Genomic DNA, 21,881 nt, shown 5'->3' on the forward strand with positions numbered 1-21,881 from the left:
GTTCATACAACTTAGGACAGCCGGAGTCTTGACCCGTCTCCTGTAATGTATATGCACGTAAACAAGGAACTTGTTATCGGGATTGAAATCGAACGGGTTCGAAGGGAAAACTCTCCGGCAGAATACCAAAGGGTTGTTTCATACGAAAATAAGTACCATTTCATTATCTAATACATTGCTTAACTAGCAGCCCTGTTTTACTTAAAGGTTGTTGCAAATCGATGATCCAACAATATAACCTGATTGACCTGTCCCTCTTTTGTCAGCATAAACGATGCACGATAGATAGCCAGATCATCTTTTTCAGCTTGCAGCCCTTTCTCATCCAGGAATGTTTCCTTCTGAATATGATAGGCATAATCGATATTACGTTCAGATTCGACTAAAACATGTTGCTTGCCATACAGTGACGTTTTCACCATTCCTCACAAAACAAAAAGAGTATCCGATATGTAGTTACTCCTGTACCATTATCCGCTCCAACTGAGATAACAGCCTCAGGTAAAACACTGCTATCTCAGTTCAAGCAAACCCATGTTACCGTTGTGGATGCATATTTAATAAAGTTGAGAAAAGTTTGCTAACCTGTTAACGGACTCATGCTAATTGTGTGATCACAAGATGTGCGGATACAGGTCTAGTTCCGCCCGCAAGTGGCGTGATTGTTAATGCTGTAGCATTACCAGCCGGGTTCCGTACGGTCAGAATAGAATTAATCACGGTTGTTTGCACCAAAGCCATACCAACAATCTGAGACGTTCCCGTTGCTCGCCCAACTACAGTAGGAGCCAAGTCTGCCCCATTGAGAGTTAAGATTAATTGACCTGCTTCATTGATACTCACCTGGAATAAAATCTGATACGTACCAATGGCTGCTAGATTGAATGAACTAGGCCCCGTGCGGGCGATAGTTGTTCCACTTGTTGGCCCATCCTGAGGAAAGCTTACATCCGTACCGGGAGCAACCGTTGCTGCATTATCAGGTGGCATCAGTGCGAAAAAGTCAGCGAATCCCAGCACGCTTCCGGCTGCTCCTGTTGCACCTGTAGATCCTGTTGCCCCAGCGGGACCCGCTACTCCCGTTGCACCTGTCGGACCTACTGCTCCAGCAGGACCCACCGCTCCTGTTGCACCGGCTGGGCCTGCCGGGCCTACTGCTCCAGCAGGACCTACCGCTCCTGTTGCACCGGCTGGGCCTGCCGGACCTACTGTTCCAGCGGGACCTACCGCTCCTGCTGCACCGGCTGCGCCTGCCGGACCTGCTGCTCCTGTCGCACCCGTCGGCCCAACTGCTCCAGCGGGGCCAGGAAAACCTTGAGGTCCAATCGCTCCGGCAGGGCCTGGATTACCTTGCGGACCTTGTGGCCCTACAGCCCCTGCTTCTCCCGGAATCCCCTGTGCTCCCATGGGTCCAGCAGGTCCGACCGGACCTTGAGAGCCTACCGCTCCAGCAGGACCAGGCTGTCCCTGAGGTCCTTGTGGTCCAGGTGGTCCAGGTGGTCCCCCCGCTGGTCCTTGGGCTCCAGGCGGCCCTTCTGCCCCTTGTTTACCTGGAATACCCTGTACGCCCTGTACGCCTTGTATACCTTGTGGTCCTGTTGGGCCAACGACAGTAGGGGTAGATATGTTCACCTCTGGAGACGGACATTTTACTTGAACGAACTTTTTAACGACTTTCAATCGGCGGTCTTTTCTTTTAACTTTACATGGATGTAATGTTGCCTTTTTTCTCTTCATACGTTTTTTCACTTCTGAATGACTCACCGTGTGGACACCTCCCTATGGACATAGTTTAACGTACGTATGTAGATGAATAGATGCGTGGACGAACAACCAATTTAATTAAAAAGCTTATCTGATTTATAAGAAAAACTATAAATTCGGTAGCAACTGCCCATACGTTTTATCTATACTTCATAACCATCGATTAAAGCGAGCTTGTTTACGTGAGGAGATTTGTTCACAGAAAAACTCATGCCAATTGGGCATGAGTTTCATGTTTTAACCATGCAGATTTTTCGAATAATGCCCATTCGTTCGTTCAAAGTAAATACCTTTCCCTTGAGCGGGACTTCTTAAGTCTGCTTCGGATGTACGACGATATATGAGTTTTGACAAAAGGGTAACCATGACCCCCATACCGTGTTGAGTTCACTTATGCTGATTTTTCGGTTGTAATACTCTTCATCACAATTAATCTTGTGATCTAACGATTCTGCCAAGTAAAAATGCGTTTCATCATAACCAACGACGGGAACAAAATGCAAATAACGTTGTTTGGCATGTACTCTAATAAATAAAATAACAGGCACCCCTTGGCTGATCTGTTTCTTCAACGTATTCACATTTCCACGTAAGTACATTGCCTGATATCCTAGTTTCCTGAAAAAAACAACAACTGCTTTGGGGTATACGGTTCCATCTAGTAATTTGCGAGGATAGGCTTCATAAAGCTTAGTTCCGTTGGACTCCAAACCGAAATGTCTCAAGACGAACGCACTGGAAAATGCAGCACATTCGTAGTTTTTCTGAATATCCAACCGATTTGAAGATTGAATGTAATATGTGCTTGGCACATTGACTGTGTACATGCGATCTTTCTTAGGAAAACTGAAATAAAGGGAGATCACCCAGAGAATAATCAACCAAAGTAATACATTGAGAAACAATTCGTGACCTCCTTCGTCTCATCAGACGATGTACTCTAACGTTTAAGTACGCCATTCACTAGACAGCAGACTATACGTCACAATATTCTCATAATGATCGTAGACCCATTGAGCTTCTCTGGATGTTCCCTCATTTGAAAATCCGATTTTCTCAGGTATAGCTCTGCTTTTTAAATTATTTTCTGCACATTGAATGATCACACGATTTAACTTCAACTCGTTAAAGAGATATTTAAGCAATCGCTCTATTGATTTGGTAATGATTCCTTTGCCCTGTGCTGACTCAGCTAAAAAATATCCAAGGCTCGTTGCTCTATTGTTCCAATCAATATAGTGCAACCCTAACATCCCGACCAATTGTCCATTGAAGCATATTCCGGAATCAAAACCGTTTCGCTCTTCATAATTACGTGTCCATAACTCTATTACAGAATCTAAATCTTTGGGCGATTGCCGTTTATCAACCCAGAGTAACCACGTTCTCAAGTACTTTCTATTTTCATCAATTAATGCATACAACTCATCTCGATCTTGAGATTTGATCAGCTTTAATACAATAGATTCATTTACTTGAAAAGGTAGCATCCTGTTCCTCCCACTCAATCTAACTATGAGTTATTTTAGGTTTCATTCCTCGCACCAGTTTTTTAGAACCCATTCTTTAATCTGTTCAGCTGTTTCCTCTGCTGTAAGTTCTGCCGTTTCGATTTTTTGCATTGGCGGGTCAAATGCAGTTTTCGAATTTTGGAGTAGCCAATTTGCAAAATTCTTGTGATCTTCGATCGAGTTTTCATCCCACCCACGAGCTCTTAAACGCGTCTCGCGAGTAACGTCGTCACAATGCAAATTCATATATAGAATTCGATCAAATCGATCTATGTAATCTGACGATGCAATGTTTTCCGGCACCATCGTTCCACATAAAACAGTCCCTCGTCCACTTAGGGATATGCTATACGCAATCCTCAACCAATTCTCTTTGGCAATCTGCCAATCCACATTATCGATGATATCCATATCAAAGACGTCAAATTCGGGAAGCTGCTTGCGAACAAACGAAGAGATCGTTGTTTTTCCTGTTCCACTTGCGCCTGTCACTATAAATAGCGGTAATTTTCTCATAACTAGCTCCTTTAGTTAAAATAAAATTTGATAGTCCGCTCTCCGATTCACTTCATTTAATCATCGTTTTCTTGCTTTAATAACAAAAGTTACAGGTAACATCTTCGCTCTTTTAAGGAGATTATCGCTATTATCAAGTAATTGCATGAGATCCTCATCGGATTCCTCGATCATTTGTTCAATGACAAATCCCGCTTTCGCCAATGCATTGATATAGGTTGATATTTGACGATCCGCTAAAGTTAGTTCACCCTGAACAAAATCAGGAGATACCGCATACCACGATTCATCAGAATATGGCTTATTAAAGATAAATCTATCATTTTCTTCAACGACACATCTATGAATTGGATGAGACCAACTGAAAATAAAAATGCCATCTTTCTTTAAATAAGAAGCGATTCGGCTGAAAGTACCTTGAAGATCAGTGGTCCAACCTATGGCGTAAATCGAATACACAGCGTCAAAATAATTCGTAGGAATACCACATTCCTCTTCCATAGGTGAACATATCAATGTTGCCGAAATACCGTGTGTACTCAAGTGTTGTTGTGTCTTTTCTATCTGTTTCTGGGATATATCCATACCCCACAGCTCACCAGCGTTGTGATCCCCATGATACTGCAAGGATTGGCCATCTCCACAGCCTACCTCTAACATCTTTAATCCTGAGACATCCCCAAATAGTTGGTGCTTTTCTTCTGATATGAATGCTCCATAATGTGGAAGCACGATTGCTCTCAAATAGTCATTCCCTCTTGTATCCCAATAGAAGCTGTTTGTTTCATAAACACTGTTCTTGTCCATCTGTTAACCTCCCTTTATACACTACATCCAGAACATCACTTGTTACCCTCGTTGAAATATGTAATCTCATTTCCGGAAACATTAAATATTATTCTTATCACTGAACTCGATGCAAAAAGGTTGCATCTCAGGGTTCAAGCAATACTCTATTCTTTCTCTGAAGTTTTTCCATTCGACTTTTAAAATCGCTTCTTCAATTGGAAAGAAACCAGAGTCTAAACTCTCAGATGATGTCGTTAATTCCCCGCCTATCGGTCTTGCTAGAAATAATGTGTTACATATTGAATTTTCGATATTTTGAAATATTCCACAAAACTTGATGATTTCAATGTCGATGCCAGATTCTTCTTTCGTCTCTCTAATTGCAGCTTGACTAAGAGATTCTCCTTCTTCTACTTGACCACCTGGCATTTCCCATCCTCTTCGCGGCCCTCTAATAAGTAATAATTCATTTTTGTCGTTTATCACGATTGCAGCGGCAGATAAGATGTGTTTTGGAGGGCTCATTTTTTCGACTCCTTCTAAAGAGATTGGATATGCATTTGAAGAACGTAATATAAAAACAAAAACACACTAAAAGAAGTTATATATCCCGTCTTCAAAATAATTGTACTCTTCATCCGTGACTCTTAACTTTCCATACCCCTTATAAAATATTTCTTTATCTCTTTCATTATCAAACGCATTAGGTTTTGGTCTAATGGCTAATGCTACATCATATCTTGGATCGCCATAAGCGGCACCTGCCCAGTCAATAACTCCAACAATATTGCAATCATTAACTAGCACATTATCTATAGTAAAATCTCCATGAATGAAAGTGTTCTCTATTGGTTTTGGTCTTGCTTCTTTCAACTGTTGAAGTAGTTCTGCTGATCCGTCTACAGCAAAATGATTTAGATTATATTCTGCTTTGTTAAGCATTGTATCTAACCAGGGACTGTCATTGTTCAATAATTCAATGGGACAAGAGCATTCATGTATTTTCTTTAAACAAAGCCCAAAGTTAAAAATCGCTTTTTCTTTACTTTGGAGGTCAGGCATCTTAGCGAGAAATTCTCTTAAACTTATTCCGTTAATATAATCCATCAGAAGCCATCTCGTTGTGTCCTCCGTATGAAATGAATATACCTTTGGAACAGGGAGTCCCGAATGATGAAGGTATTGAAGCACCTTATATTCATCGGATAACCATTCATTATATAGATCGTTTTCTGTCTTCTTGATGATGTACTTTTGGTCAAACGTATCCAGTATAGCTACAGTAGAAGTATGACCCTGCTTAGGAAAAGTGATTTTCTGGACTTCTCCTATATGTTCTTTTATTTCAATTGGGAGATCTTGAATGTTCATAGTTTTATCCTTTCTACTATCTCATGCTCTTTCTGATCATGTTCTCGTCGATAATTCCGCTCTAAAAGTACAAATCCCATCCCATAATAAAAGCAGCAAATAGGAAAGCCGACATGCCAGACATGATGTATACCGCCTTTTGCTTGTTACTGTAACTTCTCTTCAGCAGTTTGTAGAACATCAAGACAAGGTACGCCACAGCTAGAATTACATAAAGCAGGTTTAAAATGAGATGTATGCGTAACGAAGAATAAGGGGCAAAGCCTAAGGCGCGCATGAATAATAGGATCGTATTCAGAATGAATGCCAGACTGGCAATATTAATGGCAATATGATATTTATCAAATCCTGTGCCGGGTCTTTCCCAGTTTTTTAATTTGTATTTGGATAACCGAATAAAATAGCCAATTATAGCTCTCAAACTGAGCAGGATGGCTACTGCAAGAGCAATGAAAGATGCTTTGATCAAGTATATCGTTAAATTGGATATGGGCAAAAAGTCATTATAAGACATAGAAACCTTCTCAACAGTGCCATTACGCTCAACAGCATTTGCAAAATTACTAAGGTCAAATGTGGTATACTTCTGCAGACTTAACATCGAATATGCCTTCGTAAAACCGGAAACGACCCGTCGCGCAGGCAGATAATATCCTCCACTCTCAGATGTAACCGAATTTGTACTGAAGCTACTTCCAAACACCTTCTGGACAAGACCAACGCTATAAGCCATTTCATTTGACTGGTTTGTCATGACCACTAACCCAAATTTGACTTCGGGTCAATAACAAATTTACTTGTAAATCCCGCCGTACTTCCAGCGTGTTCAAGTGTAGGCACCCAGTACTCCACTTCAAAGAAGCCATGTGCAATTCGAGGATTAGAAGTTCCATCATAATATAGACTTGGTGACAGCATCTCGTCTAACGTTTCCTTGTTCGTAAATATTAAATTGCTATGATCCACCGGCATTAAGGCTGCGAGAAATTTAGCTGCATCCTCTGCTGTGCCAATGGCGGCCCCCGCAGGGTATAAGCTTATGTATGCTCTGTTCTTAGGGATGAGTTTCAGACTCGTGGTGTATCCTTGAATCTCATTTCTCTTTTTCAAGACGTTTAGATTATCATGCTGTGACGGGTGAATCGAAGTTTCTTTCATATTCAGCGGTTTAAATATATGTTCATTTACATATTTATAAAAGGGTTGTCCGCTTTGCACTTCAACGATGTAAGCAGCCATAGCCGTACCATAGTTCGAATAAGCAACGACACTCCCAGGTTTATCAATCTGCCTTGGCTCAAATTTTTGTAAAGCTTCACCTAACTCCACAATATCATTATCGGATGAATACCATAAATCGATCAATCTATCCTCCCACCCTGCGTTATGATGCATTAGGTTCATTAGGGTGATGGGAGCATCGTATTCAAGCTTCTTAAGAAACCCTTCCGGTAAATATTCCTGAATATCGGTATCCAAATCAAGCTTTCCCTGTTCTACAAGCTGCATAACACTCGTCCAGACCAATAGTTTAGAAGTTGAACCCCATTCAAATACAGTAGAGGTGTCTGCCTTTCTCTGTTGCTCAAGATCTGCGTATCCATAGGCCTTATTCACAATAGTCTCACCGTTCTTGATAGCTACAACCGAAACGGCAGCGGTGTTCTTCTGATTCGTAGCCATATATGAATCAATCGTTTCCTCTAGCGAAGACAACGCAATCCTGGAGGGCGTAGTCTCCACCTTCTCTACCTCAGCGTGCGCAGGTACCGCACATGTCATAATGATTAAAGCGAGTGACAGAAAACAAGTAACTGCTTTATTAACATAGTAATATTTTTGATTAATCTTCATTGGCTACCCCCTTATTATCTACTATAGTTTTCGTTCCTTTATCACATAAGTTGCAGGGAGCATCTTTGCTTTAGTGGCAAAATCATCATTTTGCCGTTGCATTAATTCATCATCAGATTCCTCAATCAATTGCTCAATGGCAAATCCAGCTTTCGCCAACGCATTCACATAGGTTGATAGTTTACGGTCCGATAGTGGTGGCTTAAATCAATTCCACATTTTGAGAAAATCACCTTAATTATTTATATAATAACCCGTGCTGCAATATTTGCGAAGTACATTTAAAAGCGCATACATTTCACTCCGAATCAAAAAGAACCCTCCCGTAAGAGCGTTCTCCGTGAATATAGGCTAAGCGTATATCAGATCCATCTTACTATCTTTTCGCTGACATACGTTTGTAGTTGTACAAGCTGATTTATTGCTTCCTATCTCAGTTTCTAATCCTCAACAATAAGTGGTTACTTATTAATCCAGCACCATAATTTATTTTAAAATATAAAAATCCCTGCTAACTTTTATCGTCAGCAGGGATTCTTATCTATTTTTAAGCTTCCACAGCTTCCGGTCTTTTCACTTGAAGAGGCGGAGGAATAAGCCAGCCTTTTTCTTTACTCATTTGGAGAATACGAAGGCCTAAAGCGGTTTTAGTAACGTGATATTTCGCAAATAAGGCTCCAATATCTTCTCTAATGGATTGGCCCATAACTTGACTACAAGCAACTAATCCCATCGAAGTATCAGACGCAATTTTTGCAGCTATCTCCGGATCTGTAAACCTTGCACCAACAGGAATGTCTTCCAGTTTTACTGGAGGTCTTTCTGGTAAAACTGGCGTTGGAGCAATTCCGTTATCAGTGAGGAGGGTGTCACACTCTTTAATCTCAAGTTTAGCTTGATCAATCAGTGCTTCCAAAGTTTTTTTCAAATCTTTATCTCCTGCATGATTAGAAAATGCTTGGTAAAAGGAAAGAGCACCCTTCGCGACCATTGAACATTGCCATACGCTGAAAATTTCACCATAATGCATAGGTTCATTTTTTGGATTACCACTTAATATTCCCATCATAACAGCTCCTTCATATTTTATTTCCCACCAGAACTATAGTTCCATGTTCCGGAGATACATATTCATAAGTAATAAAATACCTATTTTATAAGGAATGGTTTTGGGAAGCGATATATTTTTGTCTCTAGACAAACTAAGTATCAATAGAGGGAAAAGTTCATCCCTCTATTTGATTTAACTATCAGCAATCGTTTCTTTTCAATTTAATTACTAGCTGTAGCATCTAGATCATCACTGATTTTATGTAGATGTATGATTAACCAATGGTTGGTACTATATCATTTGCAGTTTCCCATTGTTTCCTCCAGAGATCTGCTTGTAAAGCGACATGAATGTAAGGCGGTACTCTTGTCCATTTACAGTTTTTTACTGTATATATCCATCTGCGGAGGCTACGGAAAGTCGGATAATTTTAAACTTCTGGGTATACTACAGCAAGTCAATTCAACAACGTTAAGGAGGAGGAGCTAATGAAAGAAGAATTGAATTACGGTACAGATTATAAGTTTGTCCCGGTAACTTCAGTGGGAAGTGGTGTAGGGACTGAAATATTTCCTGATTTATTTTGCTACACTATCCAAATTGTAAATATCTGTTTAGTGGGTAACCCGAAATCTGACGAGTTCGTTTTAGTAGATGCCGGAATGCCAAAGTCAGCAAATGAAATAATTTCTGTCATTGAGGAACGTTTCGGTGCAAACAGCCGGCCCAAAGCAGTAATTTTGACCCATGGACATTTTGATCATGTCGGAGGGGTGATCGAACTCGTAGAACACTGGGGAGTTCCGGTTTATGCACATCCGCTAGAGCTCCCCTTCCTCACAGGGGTAAAAAAATACCCGGAACCAGACCCTACGGTTGAAGGTGGTTTGGTAGCGAAGATGTCGCCATCCTTTCCCAATGAACCAATAAACCTTGGAAGTCATGTACAAACGTTACCCGCGAACGGAAGTGTACCCCATATGCCAGGATTTAGATGGATTCATACCCCAGGACATTCTCCAGGTCATGTTTCGTTGTTTAGGGAAAGTGACGGAGCGTTAATCGCAGGTGACGCCTTTGCTACTGTAAAACAAGAGTATATGTATAAAGTATTAAATCAGGAATTGGAGATAAGTGGACCCCCTCGCTATTTAACAACAGATTGGGAAGCTGCAAAGCAATCTGTTGTTAAACTTGAGAGTTTAAAGCCATTGATTGCTGTAACTGGTCATGGACTACCGATGTCTGGTGAATTACTAACAACAAGCCTGAGAAAACTGGTTAATGAATTTGACCGCATTGCCGTGCCGGATTATGGAAAGTATGTAAACTAATTTTTCTCTTTGAGCATTGTACTGTGAAGTGTTAAATATGAGTGCGCTGTGGAAATGTGATTTTTTTCAGTTGTTTTCAAAAAAAAAGAAAGCCCCCTGTTGGGGGCAAAACGTTGATATATCAGCTTTTTGTGATCAGTTTTGATTACTATGCGTACATCAAGTCCATATACCCGCGAGTTACATCTCCACCTTCAGCTGGTTCGGGTTGGTCTGCCTGTGCGTGTTCTGCCATGCAAGCCTTCACTGCATCCTCTGTTGTACAACGATTGGCATCGTCACATGTGTAGCATAATTGAAGCATGTATCTGGTTAATTCATCCGCCTGCGTGAATTGAGTTTGACCGTTGGTTCTCATCTTCATCACTCCTTCTCTTGTTGAGTTAAATATATCACCTTCTAGTGGATTTATTTGTGATTTATTTCACAAACTAAACAAAAAAAGAAAAGGAACCCTTAGACTCCTCTCCTTTCTCCTATCTATTCACATCGATAACACTCTACGTTTATAGTACTTTCCAATGTACACCGCCATCTACCGTTTGCAACAACAACGATCTTTTGGCATCTGTATTTTCAACCAATATCCAGCCAAGCTTGGGGTTAACCATCTGAATCTTCACAATTTCCGGATAATCTTCGAGAATTTTCTCCAGTACACTGCTTGCAGGAAGTGCACTCCACGTTTTGCCCGCATCCTTGGTGTGGTAGGTTATGCCCTTTTGCATCGCCCAACCTTCCGATGCGTTCAGAAATACTGGTGAAAGGTTACGATTCGGACCCGTTTGTTTGTTTAAAGTGAAATTGGACAGCTTCCAGCTCTTTCCACCATCGGTGGTAAAGAATCCATTAAATGTCGTGCTCTCCCCTTGAGAACAGGACATTGACATCCAGGCTGATTGCACTTCACGTCCAAAAAATTGTGGTGAACTAACACTGAAATTACCACACCCGTTAAATTTGTTTCGATCAAAGAAGGATGGTCCAGTATTCCAGTTCTCTCCGCCGTCTGATGTTACATACAACTTCGGTGTGCCGAACTCCAGCGCTGTTAAGAAACCATGTTTTGGATCCGAGAAAGTCATCCCCGTGGTGTATCCACGTTTGGAAATCTCTTCTGCTTCCTGTTTGCCATCTTCATCACTGGATGACATCCGATTCCAGGTAATTCCACCGTCCTCGGTAAAGTAAAGTTTCTTATCCTGTTTACCAATAGCGGTATCGACCGTGGTGAGAATCCATCCTTTTTCAGGAGATACAAATGAGATCGCAGTCACTTTATCCGTCTTGGACAGAGAGGACAGGCTCCAAGTTACGCCCCCATTGTTGGTGCGAAGCACCATGGTATCTGTTCCACCCATACCTTCACGAACAATCCAACCATGTGCACGATCTACAAAATAAATGCTTTGTCCATATTTAGGGTTAGCCGGAAACTGTACATTTTCCGAAGGTGAAATATTGGTCCAGGTCTTTCCCTGATCCTGAGTGTAGTACAGGCGCAGCGCATTCCGCGTCACACCCCACGCCAATCCCCCGTTGTCATTGAGCAACTGAAAATCGGTTAATCGGGTCTGTATCTGGTACTTGGCCATATCTGCAGATTCTGTACTGTTTATAGGGGGAACAACAGTTAATGTCTGCCCTGTATTCCCGGCGTCCTCTTGCTGCTGCGGAGGTTCTGCTACCGGAGGTTGATCTGAGTCGGTGCATGCAGCGAGTAAGGCTGCTATACCTATAGACAGCAATGCTGTCTGCGCGATTTTGATCCATTGCGAACGCAAGTGGGTTCCACCTCTCTCATCCAATATACAGGCGCGCATGCCTGTCCTATGGCGTTATATTTACGATTCATCAGAATCCACTGCTCCTATTCTAACACAAACCTTATGTAAAAGGCTCATTGCCTACTCTTGGTTGGCCCGTTCCCTTTTTCCAACTCATACTCTGGGCTATAGGTCGTACATTTATTACCATTAATTTCATCCTAAACTGTTTTTCGACGGAATAATTAGTAAAAAGACATGAAATGTGAACTATTTTATAGACAACACTCGCTTTATATCCTCTGATCCCTTAATATGGATGGGAGTATAACCCAAAAGGAGTGGATATGAACATGACAAATAGTGCAGCATTGAAACCAAGTCGTGTCGTGATTGTAGGCATGGGTGCGGTGGGAACAACAACGGGATACACGCTAATGTTGAGACAGCGTTCGTCCGAGTTGGTATTTGTGGATGTGAATCATGATAAAGCAACCGGCGAAATGCTGGATATGAACCACGGTCTTCCGTTTACGGGTGGCGTGAAAGTATGGGCGGGCGATTATTCCGACTGCAAAGATGCAGATATCATTATTATTACAGCTGGTGCTTCCCAGAAGCCAGGTGAAACCCGGATTGATCTGCTGAAGAAAAATGCAAGCATTTTCAAAGATATTATAGAGCGTATTACTGAAGTGAATTCTCATGGTATTTTGCTGATTGCAACCAATCCTGTAGATATTTTGTCCTATACTTCATGGAAACAAAGCGGGTGGCCTGCTTCCCGTGTTATCGGTTCAGGTACATTGCTCGATAGCGCACGTTTCCGTTACCTCATTGGTAAAAATAAAGGGATCGACCCCCGTAGTATTCACGCACACATTATTGGAGAGCATGGAGATTCCGAAGTACCGGTATGGAGCCTGGCTAACGTTGCAGGAACAGATCTGGAACTGGATGAAGAAACACAACAGGATATCTTCGACCGCACCAAAAATGCAGCGTATGAGATTATTAATGCCAAAGGAGCGACTTCCTATGCAATCGCCCTTGCTCTGGACCGCATTGTAGCTGCAATTCTCGGCAACGAAGGCTCCGTTCTGAACGTATCCACTTACCTTGAAGACTACAATGGTGTATCGGATGTTTATCTGGGTGTTCCATGTGTTGTCGATCGCAACGGTGTGCGCGAGATTCTGCCTCTTCCGCTGAATGAATCCGAGAAAGTGGCTTTCCAGGCATCTGCTAACAAATTAAAAGAACAGATCGCTGGATTGGAATAATCCTGCCACAAAACACGCAACCATTCATGGTGTGAACGATTTAGCATGTTAAACGTTGTGAATTAAGATATCCGCGCTAGCCAAAAGGACCATTTGTTCTTCCAGAGAGAAGAACAAATGGTTCTTTGGTTTGGCTTCTATTTATATGCCTATTTAGTTATCAGATAATAAGTTTACATAATATTAATTATGTTAAAATCTCCACCATCAAATCAATAACAAAAAAAGCCTGTCACTTGGACAGACTCCTTTTTGTGTTAAATATTAGCTATTCACTTCTAATATGACGGAAGTTTAACGTCCAGCAGAGCCATAGCCTCTTCTTTCTCCCTGCTGGTGACGTGTGTGTACACGGTTGTTGTTTGAATCGACGCGTGACCAAGCAGTTCCTGCACCGTACGCAAGTCGGCTCCACGCCGTAACATCATGGTCGCGAAGGAGTGACGCAGCTTATGGCTGGAGTAGTTTTGACGTTGATTGGCTGGTGATTCCTGCTGGAATCGTTCAAAGGTTTCCGTAGATATGAGCTGGATGCTGCGAATCGACAGTCTCTTCCCTTTCTGAGAGACAAATAACGCTTCCTCTTTTGGCCTCCAAGGATCGAGACGCTCAGCCATCGCTTGAGACAATACTTTTGCCACGGTCTCCGGTACAGGGAGCGAGCGCCATTTACGACCTTTACCAAATACATCCAATGTACGCCGCTCCGCATTATAGTCTTTGCAATCCAACGCATGCACTTCTCCGACCCGTAATCCCATATATCCCATCAGTAGAAAAACAGCCAGATTACGTGTGCGATACTTCCCATCTACCGACTCCAGAAAACGTGTCAAACCACTTTCATCAAGGAAAACGGGCGCGCGGTTTTTCTCGGTTTTGGATTTCTTAATCCCAAAAGCCGGATTATTCGTTAACAATTCGAGTTCAATGAGGGACTTGTAAAAACAGTTCACCGCCGCATGTTTGCGATTTCTCGTGGCATCACTAACCCCACGCTCCCGCGCACGGGACAGAAAAGACAATACATGCAGCTTTTTGACCTGTTCCAGTGACTTTCCTTGAATGGAGATCAGGAATTCCACCACGTCACCCGTGTATGATTTTACCGTATGGCCTGTATATCCGGCGTCCTTCATCCATATGTGAAAAGCTTCTAGCTCGTCCGCATATTGCTCCTGAATCTCCTCGGTCATCATCTGTCTACGTCACCTCGATTCAGTTAAAATTGAATAAGATTATTTACACCGATACTACGATGACAGAACAACCTTCCTAAGTTGAACAGTGCTCTACGCTTCATCCACAATGACAATGTCAATCAGCGGAATGATCGCTTCGGGTTTGCCTTGACTGCGGGTAAGTACAAACGATGGCAATGGATTCTCGTGCAGGCCATTCACGGATTCACAGATCTGAGTATATAAATTCATGTGCAACGTCTCGCCTTCACCCGCCACATCAATGACAGGCCAATCGTTCTGAACGCAGGCAGGCCAGTAAGCTAGTTCATTCGCAGGTACGATACTTAATTGTTGAATGGACGGATCAATACGGTAGATCCCTTGCCGTTCAGGTTCATCACCCAGTTTGTCCATGGCAAGTATTCCAGCCGACTGCTCATCTGGTGCAGAATAGAGTGAATAACACCACGGAGTCACGCCCCAGGCAATCGCCATCAGCCCCTCTTCCAGCAAAGTATCCGACAGTTCACCTTCCGTAAATTGTTCGATCAGATTGTGGTTACCTGGTCCAATCAGTTCCTCCACACGCTTAGCGAGTCGAGGCAGGTCAGCGAGGATGAATCCTCCTCTGCCGTAGGAGTCAAATACATGATGGTTTCTGCTCCACACAGCTTGAGATGGCGAACTCAACGACGCTGCTTCTGCCGGAAAAAGCGATATAAATGTGGTAATCACCTGCGCGTACTTAACCATTGCAATCTGCTCAGGTTCGAGTGCACCTTCAGCAATACGTGGTGTTTTCATATGCAGGGAGATTCGTAGTTCGTATTCCCCTTCTATAAATTCTGACCAACCAAAATCAACAGAATGTTCAACTCCTTTAATAGAAGCAATGGAGATCGAGCTATCCGGTTTCAGGTTAACAGCATACTGCACGTATGCTAACTCCTGACCGTAGATGATATTGGCATCCTGACGATTGACGGGCGAATCCAACTGTTGTGCAATGACAGATACCTTACGTCCATCCTTCAGAAGACGCTGCGGATCAATATCCAACTGCAATCCGTCTTCACGTCCTAATTGTGAAACAATTAACTGCGCCTCTGCAAGTACGGATGAGTCAGCTAGTGCAAATCCAAAAGCTGCATTTTGATGATCTGAATTCGTATGTAATGGTGTGTTCATGATACATCCCCTCTCTTATGTCTGATGGCATGTCACATCCCCAAATATATTTCATATTTGGCTAAGCCGCAACCCCTCCCCTGTGATTAAGTTGGTTACGTCCCTTATTACTTACCCATATATGAAGAAAATTCCAACCTTCCCCTGCTGTTATCATCCTTTATCTTTCTATATAAAAAATCCCCATCCCGCTTCGCCTAAGCGATACGAAATGAGGAAAAATGAAGATGTTCTCGGTTAAAGACCTTCTCAACTAATCTATTTGTCCTTCGCTCTGAACGCACTGGAGATCCGGCGTGCCGGATTCAGATGACTGTAATGCCGTCCATACGCAAAGTAGATAATCAATCCGATGATCAACCAAGCAAAAAACGTTATCCATGTCAGAGCCGCAAGGCGTGTCATCAGGTATACACAACCCAAAGCACTCAGAATCGGAATCAGTGGCACAAGTGGAACGCGGAATCCGCGTTTGAGATCAGGGTTATTTTTACGCAACACGATAATGCCCAGACTTACAACTGCAAAAGCAAACAACGTTCCGATGTTCGTAAGCTCCGCTAAATGTCCCAACGAGATGAACCCGGAGAACAAAGCCACGATAATGCCTGCAACCCATGTTCCTACCGCTGGTGTCTGACTCTTGCCACTAACCTTGGAAAAGACCGGAGACAGCAGTCCGTCACGAGACATGGAATAGAGCAGTCGTGTCTGGCCATACATCATGACCAGTAATACGGTCGTAATGCCGGCAATCGCTCCAAGAGATACAATCCAGGACAATCCCTTCAGTTGAACAAACTCAAATGCAAACGCAACCGGATCACTTACATTCAACATGTTATAAGGTACAATCCCTGTGAGGATCAACGATACAACAATGTAGAGAACGGTACAGATTGCCAGTGAAGCAATAATTCCAATCGGCAAATCCCGTTGTGGCTGCTTAACTTCTTCTGCCGCTGTGGAGACCGCATCAAAACCGATATAAGCAAAGAATACGGTTGCTGCTCCCGCAGTTACACCTGAGATACCAAAAGGCAAAAATGGCTGCCAGTTGGTTGGCTCTACATAGAAGACACCCACACCAATAAAGATTAACACCACGATAATTTTAATGGCTACCATGATGCCGTTCGCACGAGCCGCCTCTTTTACCCCTCGGGTTAGCAGGAAGGTGATAATTAACGTAATGACCGCAGCCGTGATATCAAAATAGGTTCCCTTTTCCGGGCTGAACGCACTCGTCAGTGCATGTGGTAACTCCAATCCGAATCCGGACAATAACGTCTGGAAATATCCAGACCACCCGCTGGCTACTGCCGCACTCGCGAATCCATACTCCAATATTAGATCCCATCCCAGAATCCAGGCAATCACTTCGCCAAAAGCCGTATAGCTATACGTGTACGCACTACCCGATGCCGGTATGCTTGATGCAAATTCCGAGTAACATAATGCCGCGAATGCACATATGATACCTGCCAGTAAAAATGATAATACAAGTCCGGGTCCGGCATACGTTGCGGCAGCTACACCGGTCAGTACGAAAATGCCTGTTCCAATAATGGCACCTACCCCGAGTGTGGTTAAGTCCAAGGGACCGAGCGCCCGTTTTAATGCACTGCTGTTATCGCCCTCCGAGGCAATTGGTTTTTTACGAAATAATGAAGATCGATGTTCGTTCTCACGCATAGTCATGTTCCTCTCGTCATGAATCTTGAATGTGCTATGGATGTAGCAGAGATTAAATGGTTTCCCATCTGTTCTATGAAAAAGTCATTTGTTCTATCTTATCGATCACCTATAAAAACCTATCGAATTCTACACGTTATCGCGTTGCTTGGTTAAATTTATTTTTAAGGATCTCTTATTTTGTTCTTTTTTCGCGAAAATTATCATGAACTGTTGCACGGGGTTGAATATGAAAATCGATTTAAAACAAAACTGCGTATAATTTATATTATGCGCAGTTTTTATAAGCCTTATTTTATATAAAAAATATCCTTAATGCCTTGTTATCTGAAGTTACGAGAATGAGAGCTTTTTTCGTCTTTTTCCGCTGTCTCTTCTTCCGTTATCCTGTCTATTTCGACGATATGCAAGCATGTAAAAGAGCCACATCGCATGATATGGCTCTTCCTTTCCTCTTTATACAGCTAAAGGTGTATATGAAAATACGAAGTAAATATTTCTTGGCTTTTATGAAAAAGCGAATTATGAAAAAGCAATTCTCTCCGCGTCCGACATCCGGTATTGGGATAATAAATAATCTTTGCTCTGCATTGCCGCATGACGAATCGCATCTAAATCAACATTCAACAGCTTACCCTCTCGCTTCACAAGGCGACCTGCCACAAACACGGTATCCACATTGGATGGATTAGCGAACTGAACGACAGCGCCGATTGGATCATGAACGGGGAACATATTCAGATCGGTGGTACGAATCATGATCAGATCCGCTTCCTTTCCTGGGGTCAGCGTTCCGACCTTCTGCTCCAATCCTAATGCTTGGGCACCAGCCGAAGTTGCAAATCTCAGTACTTGGCTGGACTGCAAGTTCAACTCACCAGGCATCTCACCCTGCTGCAAAAGTTGTTCATTGGCTCTGGATCGTTCAGCTTGAAGTGCAAACTTCATCTGCGAGAACATATCTCCGCCTGTGGACGTTACCACATCTACACCAAGTGTAGGGGTTCCCCCATGTTCGAGAAAATAGCCGGTGGCCGGATATCCATGACCCATCATCATTTCAACCTCAGGTGTGACCGACAAGGAAGCGCCGCTATCTGCCAGCATTTTGTATTCATCCATGCCCATGGTGTTACCATGAACGATATTCACCCGTGGACTTAACAGTCCCGCTTCGTACAATTGACTAATCGAGCGATCCACAGATCCCCAACTGCCAAATCCTGCATGCATGGAACAGATGGCATCCAACTCTTGTGCTAGCTCGATCTCTTTTACCGTTGTATCCCAATGACTGAACTCCGGACCACGAATGGCAAGCCCATAAGTAAGCAATTGATCCCGTGATGAAAAATAACGTTCTTTGACTCTTCTCACATCATTATTCGAATACGTGAGTTGACTATCCCGATTCCAGTAGTCGGTCTCACCAGGGACTCCGTGAGCAAATACCGCCCGAATGCCAGCATCCTGAAGTCCACGAATCAATTCATCCGTATGGTCAGGGGAATACGGCATGCTCCAATCCATTACTGTCGTAACTCCTGCATTAAGCGCTTCCAAGGAACCAAGCAGGTTGGCAATATAACTATCTTCTGGACGGAGCTTGCTCCCCATCGCACCATAATAGAGATTCTGCAAATAAACGGGTAACGACCAGTTGGTTCCCGCTGTTTTGACAAGGGATTCCCACATATGCCGATGCGTGTCCACCAGCCCAGGCATAATAATCATCGATGAAGCATCAATGACCTCCGCACCCGGAATATCCAGGTCGGGCTGGATCGCCATGATCAGTGAATCCTGAATCAGAACGTCCGCCCTCTTATACTGTCCAATTCGAGCATCCATCGACAACACACAGCCATTTTTCAACAGATAACTTGTCCGCACAAGACACATCTCCCATCTAATTTGGTTTGAAAGACGATCACATCCTGCTTACGAATCCGTACTGCTTCTGACTATTTTTTCGCTAGTATATATACATTATATAGTTATTGTTAGTATTTATCAATTTTGGGATTTGTGTTTCGCCCGAAATCTTCTGACCTTCATCAGGTTGCCGCACATCTTATCATCACAGTACTTCTGTGTTCTGCTTCGGGTATCATCATAGAACATCCAGCGACAATCCGAATTATCACAGATCCGAATCCTGCCCCCTTCTCCCTCCACCAAAGTTATTGCAAAGTCAGCAGCTACCTCAGCCATAACCTGTTGCCAATGAGCTTCTACAGCTATTAGTTGGAGTTTCAGTCCCTGATCAATTGTAGTCAATGTTCTTTTTACATGCCCTGCTTCCATAACACCATTCAGCCACTGTTGCTCTTCATCCGTTAATGATGCTCCAGAAGATAAGCGAGCTCCAAGAGCCATCAATTCGTTCCTGAAGTTTCTCATCGACAACTCATCTTCTGGAGATGCAGGGACAGAAGCGTTAAGTTGCCATCGATCCAGAAAGTCTTGCTGCCAGCTCGCCTTCCCGAGTCTGTCCTCCGATCGATCTCCCCCACGCCAGTCGTGATAATCGCTGTTTACAAAATCGGTCCAAAGTCTGTCCATGTCTACCTCCGTTTAATGTAACTACCTTAAATCAATAAAGGTGGTTACACCCTGTCTTTGATGTGTTATATTAAGTGTAACCTCATTAATCAGTTTTAGCTAGTTACATCATACATCACAATAATTCTCAAGGAGGAAACGGCAATGACGAAAACAACAGCATTAGATGTGTTACTGATTCAAAAGGATAATACATGGGATCAATGCAATTGGATTGTACCTTTGTCGAAATCCTTGGAGGGTCTTACAGCAGAACAAGCAGCCTGGATTCCACCCTCAGGGGGATTAAGCATCTGGCAGTTGGTTAACCATATGTATTATTACAACCATCGCTTATTGTGTCGCATGCAAAGTAAGGAGCCTACCCTTCCTGCTGTAGACTCCAATGAATACACATTTGGGAATCCGGGAGATGCAACGGATGCAGCTGGTTGGAATACACTGCTACAGGGTACAACTCGATTAGCCCAGCAGTTGCGAGATCAATTGGCTGCACTCGAAGAGTCAGATCTTGAAGCCGCATATATGGACTCCGAAGAGAAATGGGCACACGAACTGGCTCGATGGGTACTCCATGATGCGTATCACGCAGGTCAGATCGTGCTTCTTCGCAGACAACAAGGAAGCTGGAAAATCGTTTTCTAAAAAAAATGCTTGAACTGCTAGCGCTTACAGGAATAAGATGAACTTATTAATGTTACAGCTTGTTTAACACACTATATAATTGAATAGGATCTTCGGGGTAGGGTGCAATTCCCAACCGGCGGTGATGTTCTTAGGAACCAGCCCGCGACTCGCTATTTGTTCTTAACGAAGGACATTTAGCGACTGACTTGGTGTGAATCCAAGGCCGACGGTACAGTCCGGATGAGAGAAGATCAACACATTGACATGCCGTTCACGGGAAGGCCTCTTTCCTGACGCATGTCCTTGGATGAGCCCCCGTTTATTTGGTATATACCAAAACGGGGGCTTCTGTCGATTTTGCCAACTGAAGATTCCGTGTTCTGACGAAGGAGTCCTGAATATGGAAAAGACATCAGCAGCATCACCTGTTTACCGCAAGGAACGAAGTAATACCGGATTCTGGCTTGTAGTTCTCGGCGCCGCCTTATGGGGGGTCGACCCACTCTTCCGCATTATTTTGCTAAATACGATGACATCCACGCAGATTGTACTGGTGGAACATATCATCGTCAGTCTTATTGCCATTCCCGTGCTATGGAAATTCCGGTCTGACCTGAAAAACCTGCGCGCTCGCCACTGGATTGCCGTGATTTTTATCTCATGGGGAGGTTCAGCACTTGCAACGGTGTTGTTCACCATGGCACTAACACATAACGATCCGAACACAGTTCTATTATTGCAAAAAATGCAACCACTCTTCGCTATCGTGCTGGCTAAACTGTTATTGAAAGAAACGTTGCCTCGTCGCTTCGGTGGATTGTTCTTCATCGCATTAGCAGGAACCTACCTGCTTACATTTGGCTTCACATTGCCATTAGGTAACTGGGACAACTGGATTCATGCTGGAAGCTTGTTATCCCTTGGGGCCGCTGCCTTATGGGGAGGTTCAACCGTTATGGGACGATTGATGCTGGGTCAGGCGCGTTACGAAACCGTCACCTCTCTTCGTTTTGTCGTTGCTCTCCCGCTCCTGATTTTTATGACGTGGAACGAAGGTGCGGCATGGACGTTTCCGTCCGGAACGGGTGAACAGACCGCTGTCATCCTCAACATTCTCGGTCAGGCATTGTTACCAGGTTTGCTCAGTCTTCTGTTGTATTACAAAGGTCTGTCGTCAACCAAAGCTTCTGTTGCAACACTCGCAGAACTTAGCTTCCCGATGGCGGGTGTGTTGGTGAACTGGATCGCTTTCCGTACGCTGATTACATGGGAGCAGTTGCTTGGTTTTATTTTAATCTGGGTGGCCCTCTTCGCCATTTCCAGACAGCAGGAAAGATCATCCACTGCGACTGATGCGGCACCGAAGCTGCGTACAGAGTAAGT

The 21,881-nt window shown here is 43.4% G+C and carries 22 protein-coding genes, 1 pseudogene and 1 riboswitch; of the genes and pseudogenes, 4 read left to right on the forward strand and 19 right to left on the reverse strand.

Features of this window, described 5'->3' with window-relative positions; translation table 11 throughout:
• Positions 1-197: 197 nt before the first annotated feature.
• The 12 genes and pseudogenes from MHB85_RS17285 to MHB85_RS17340 form a co-directional block, all read right to left on the reverse strand.
• Complete coding sequence (locus tag MHB85_RS17285; protein ID WP_091019561.1) at positions 198-422, reverse strand: hypothetical protein; 225 nt, start codon at positions 420-422, stop codon at positions 198-200.
• 175 nt (positions 423-597) lie between these two features.
• The gene (locus MHB85_RS17290) at positions 598-1,764 is read right to left on the reverse strand and encodes a collagen-like protein (protein ID WP_341073313.1); all 1,167 of its coding nucleotides are present in this window, start codon (positions 1,762-1,764) and stop codon (positions 598-600) included.
• Between the two features lie 311 nt (positions 1,765-2,075).
• Complete coding sequence (locus tag MHB85_RS17295) at positions 2,076-2,669, reverse strand: C39 family peptidase (protein ID WP_341073314.1); 594 nt, start codon at positions 2,667-2,669, stop codon at positions 2,076-2,078.
• Between the two features lie 42 nt (positions 2,670-2,711).
• Positions 2,712-3,254 (reverse strand): GNAT family N-acetyltransferase, encoded by a 543-nt coding sequence (locus MHB85_RS17300; protein WP_091019566.1) that lies wholly within the window; start codon positions 3,252-3,254, stop codon positions 2,712-2,714.
• 42 nt (positions 3,255-3,296) lie between these two features.
• The gene (locus MHB85_RS17305; protein ID WP_091019567.1) at positions 3,297-3,791 is read right to left on the reverse strand and encodes an AAA family ATPase; all 495 of its coding nucleotides are present in this window, start codon (positions 3,789-3,791) and stop codon (positions 3,297-3,299) included.
• Between the two features lie 60 nt (positions 3,792-3,851).
• Entirely contained in the window at positions 3,852-4,598 is a 747-nt protein-coding gene (locus tag MHB85_RS17310; protein ID WP_091019569.1) for a class I SAM-dependent methyltransferase, read from the reverse strand.
• A gap of 81 nt (positions 4,599-4,679) precedes the next feature.
• Complete coding sequence (locus tag MHB85_RS17315; protein WP_091019571.1) at positions 4,680-5,105, reverse strand: NUDIX hydrolase; 426 nt, start codon at positions 5,103-5,105, stop codon at positions 4,680-4,682.
• A gap of 66 nt (positions 5,106-5,171) precedes the next feature.
• Positions 5,172-5,951, reverse strand: coding sequence for a phosphotransferase (locus MHB85_RS17320; RefSeq protein ID WP_091019572.1), 780 nt, complete (start codon positions 5,949-5,951; stop codon positions 5,172-5,174).
• A 61-nt stretch (positions 5,952-6,012) separates the two neighbouring features.
• Positions 6,013-6,705 carry a hypothetical protein gene (locus MHB85_RS17325; RefSeq protein ID WP_091019574.1) on the reverse strand — a complete coding sequence of 231 codons (693 nt, stop codon included), beginning with the start codon at positions 6,703-6,705 and terminating at the stop codon, positions 6,013-6,015.
• Positions 6,706-6,710: 5 nt separating this feature from the next.
• Complete coding sequence (locus MHB85_RS17330) at positions 6,711-7,805, reverse strand: serine hydrolase domain-containing protein (RefSeq protein ID WP_091019575.1); 1,095 nt, start codon at positions 7,803-7,805, stop codon at positions 6,711-6,713.
• A gap of 21 nt (positions 7,806-7,826) precedes the next feature.
• Positions 7,827-8,000: pseudogene (locus MHB85_RS17335) on the reverse strand (class I SAM-dependent methyltransferase); the annotation flags it as partial.
• 352 nt (positions 8,001-8,352) lie between these two features.
• Entirely contained in the window at positions 8,353-8,871 is a 519-nt protein-coding gene (locus MHB85_RS17340; RefSeq protein WP_091019577.1) for a DUF3231 family protein, read from the reverse strand.
• Between the two features lie 473 nt (positions 8,872-9,344).
• Here MHB85_RS17340 and MHB85_RS17345 point away from each other — a divergent pair, with 473 nt between their 5' ends.
• Positions 9,345-10,190 (forward strand): MBL fold metallo-hydrolase, encoded by an 846-nt coding sequence (locus MHB85_RS17345; protein WP_091019578.1) that lies wholly within the window; start codon positions 9,345-9,347, stop codon positions 10,188-10,190.
• Positions 10,191-10,338: 148 nt separating this feature from the next.
• On the opposite strand, the gene MHB85_RS17350 is transcribed toward MHB85_RS17345, so the two are convergent.
• Together MHB85_RS17350 and MHB85_RS17355 are read right to left on the reverse strand one after the other, a co-directional pair.
• Positions 10,339-10,548, reverse strand: a complete 210-nt coding sequence (locus tag MHB85_RS17350; protein ID WP_017688124.1) for a hypothetical protein — start codon at positions 10,546-10,548, stop codon at positions 10,339-10,341.
• A 148-nt stretch (positions 10,549-10,696) separates the two neighbouring features.
• On the reverse strand, positions 10,697-11,974 hold the full coding sequence (locus MHB85_RS17355; protein ID WP_179198638.1) for a WD40/YVTN/BNR-like repeat-containing protein: 1,278 nt from the start codon (positions 11,972-11,974) through the stop codon (positions 10,697-10,699).
• 335 nt (positions 11,975-12,309) lie between these two features.
• On the opposite strand from MHB85_RS17355, the gene MHB85_RS17360 reads away from it, so the two are divergent.
• Positions 12,310-13,239 carry an L-lactate dehydrogenase gene (locus MHB85_RS17360; RefSeq protein ID WP_076217081.1) on the forward strand — a complete coding sequence of 310 codons (930 nt, stop codon included), beginning with the start codon at positions 12,310-12,312 and terminating at the stop codon, positions 13,237-13,239.
• Between the two features lie 278 nt (positions 13,240-13,517).
• Here MHB85_RS17360 and MHB85_RS17365 read toward each other — a convergent pair whose 3' ends face one another.
• The 5 genes from MHB85_RS17365 to MHB85_RS17385 form a co-directional block, all read right to left on the reverse strand.
• Positions 13,518-14,438, reverse strand: coding sequence for a tyrosine-type recombinase/integrase (locus tag MHB85_RS17365; protein WP_192131122.1), 921 nt, complete (start codon positions 14,436-14,438; stop codon positions 13,518-13,520).
• Between the two features lie 93 nt (positions 14,439-14,531).
• Positions 14,532-15,611 (reverse strand): hypothetical protein, encoded by a 1,080-nt coding sequence (locus tag MHB85_RS17370; protein ID WP_192131120.1) that lies wholly within the window; start codon positions 15,609-15,611, stop codon positions 14,532-14,534.
• Between the two features lie 258 nt (positions 15,612-15,869).
• A complete protein-coding gene (locus tag MHB85_RS17375) occupies positions 15,870-17,306 on the reverse strand; it encodes an amino acid permease (RefSeq protein WP_192131118.1) in 1,437 nt (478 codons plus the stop codon).
• 522 nt (positions 17,307-17,828) lie between these two features.
• Positions 17,829-19,199: an amidohydrolase family protein gene (locus tag MHB85_RS17380; RefSeq protein ID WP_373419891.1), complete on the reverse strand. Its 1,371-nt coding sequence runs from the start codon at positions 19,197-19,199 to the stop codon at positions 17,829-17,831.
• A 120-nt stretch (positions 19,200-19,319) separates the two neighbouring features.
• Positions 19,320-19,871, reverse strand: coding sequence for a CGNR zinc finger domain-containing protein (locus tag MHB85_RS17385; protein WP_210108438.1), 552 nt, complete (start codon positions 19,869-19,871; stop codon positions 19,320-19,322).
• 144 nt (positions 19,872-20,015) lie between these two features.
• On the opposite strand from MHB85_RS17385, the gene MHB85_RS17390 reads away from it, so the two are divergent.
• Complete coding sequence (locus MHB85_RS17390; RefSeq protein WP_091019590.1) at positions 20,016-20,516, forward strand: DinB family protein; 501 nt, start codon at positions 20,016-20,018, stop codon at positions 20,514-20,516.
• Between the two features lie 84 nt (positions 20,517-20,600).
• A riboswitch (FMN riboswitch) is annotated at positions 20,601-20,754 on the forward strand.
• Between the two features lie 144 nt (positions 20,755-20,898).
• A complete protein-coding gene (locus MHB85_RS17395) occupies positions 20,899-21,879 on the forward strand; it encodes a DMT family transporter (protein WP_091019592.1) in 981 nt (326 codons plus the stop codon).
• Positions 21,880-21,881 lie beyond the last annotated feature (2 nt).

Source organism: Paenibacillus sp. FSL K6-4396 (assembly GCF_038002525.1).
Taxonomy (GTDB): Bacteria; Bacillota; Bacilli; order Paenibacillales; family Paenibacillaceae; genus Paenibacillus; species Paenibacillus amylolyticus_B.

Coding starts and splice junctions, on each gene's coding strand:
- MHB85_RS17345 (WP_091019578.1), top strand. CDS start 9,345: ATGAAAGAAGAATTGAATTACGGTACAGATTATAAGTTTGTCCCGGTA.
- MHB85_RS17315 (WP_091019571.1), bottom strand. CDS start 5,105: ATGAGCCCTCCAAAACACATCTTATCTGCCGCTGCAATCGTGATAAAC.
- MHB85_RS17300 (WP_091019566.1), bottom strand. CDS start 3,254: ATGCTACCTTTTCAAGTAAATGAATCTATTGTATTAAAGCTGATCAAA.
- MHB85_RS17310 (WP_091019569.1), bottom strand. CDS start 4,598: ATGGACAAGAACAGTGTTTATGAAACAAACAGCTTCTATTGGGATACA.
- MHB85_RS17370 (WP_192131120.1), bottom strand. CDS start 15,611: ATGAACACACCATTACATACGAATTCAGATCATCAAAATGCAGCTTTT.
- MHB85_RS17340 (WP_091019577.1), bottom strand. CDS start 8,871: ATGGGAATATTAAGTGGTAATCCAAAAAATGAACCTATGCATTATGGT.
- MHB85_RS17350 (WP_017688124.1), bottom strand. CDS start 10,548: ATGAGAACCAACGGTCAAACTCAATTCACGCAGGCGGATGAATTAACC.
- MHB85_RS17390 (WP_091019590.1), top strand. CDS start 20,016: ATGACGAAAACAACAGCATTAGATGTGTTACTGATTCAAAAGGATAAT.
- MHB85_RS17305 (WP_091019567.1), bottom strand. CDS start 3,791: ATGAGAAAATTACCGCTATTTATAGTGACAGGCGCAAGTGGAACAGGA.
- MHB85_RS17375 (WP_192131118.1), bottom strand. CDS start 17,306: ATGCGTGAGAACGAACATCGATCTTCATTATTTCGTAAAAAACCAATT.
- MHB85_RS17330 (WP_091019575.1), bottom strand. CDS start 7,805: ATGAAGATTAATCAAAAATATTACTATGTTAATAAAGCAGTTACTTGT.
- MHB85_RS17360 (WP_076217081.1), top strand. CDS start 12,310: ATGACAAATAGTGCAGCATTGAAACCAAGTCGTGTCGTGATTGTAGGC.
- MHB85_RS17385 (WP_210108438.1), bottom strand. CDS start 19,871: ATGGACAGACTTTGGACCGATTTTGTAAACAGCGATTATCACGACTGG.
- MHB85_RS17325 (WP_091019574.1), bottom strand. CDS start 6,705: ATGACAAACCAGTCAAATGAAATGGCTTATAGCGTTGGTCTTGTCCAG.
- MHB85_RS17365 (WP_192131122.1), bottom strand. CDS start 14,438: ATGATGACCGAGGAGATTCAGGAGCAATATGCGGACGAGCTAGAAGCT.
- MHB85_RS17395 (WP_091019592.1), top strand. CDS start 20,899: ATGGAAAAGACATCAGCAGCATCACCTGTTTACCGCAAGGAACGAAGT.
- MHB85_RS17320 (WP_091019572.1), bottom strand. CDS start 5,951: ATGAACATTCAAGATCTCCCAATTGAAATAAAAGAACATATAGGAGAA.
- MHB85_RS17285 (WP_091019561.1), bottom strand. CDS start 422: ATGGTGAAAACGTCACTGTATGGCAAGCAACATGTTTTAGTCGAATCT.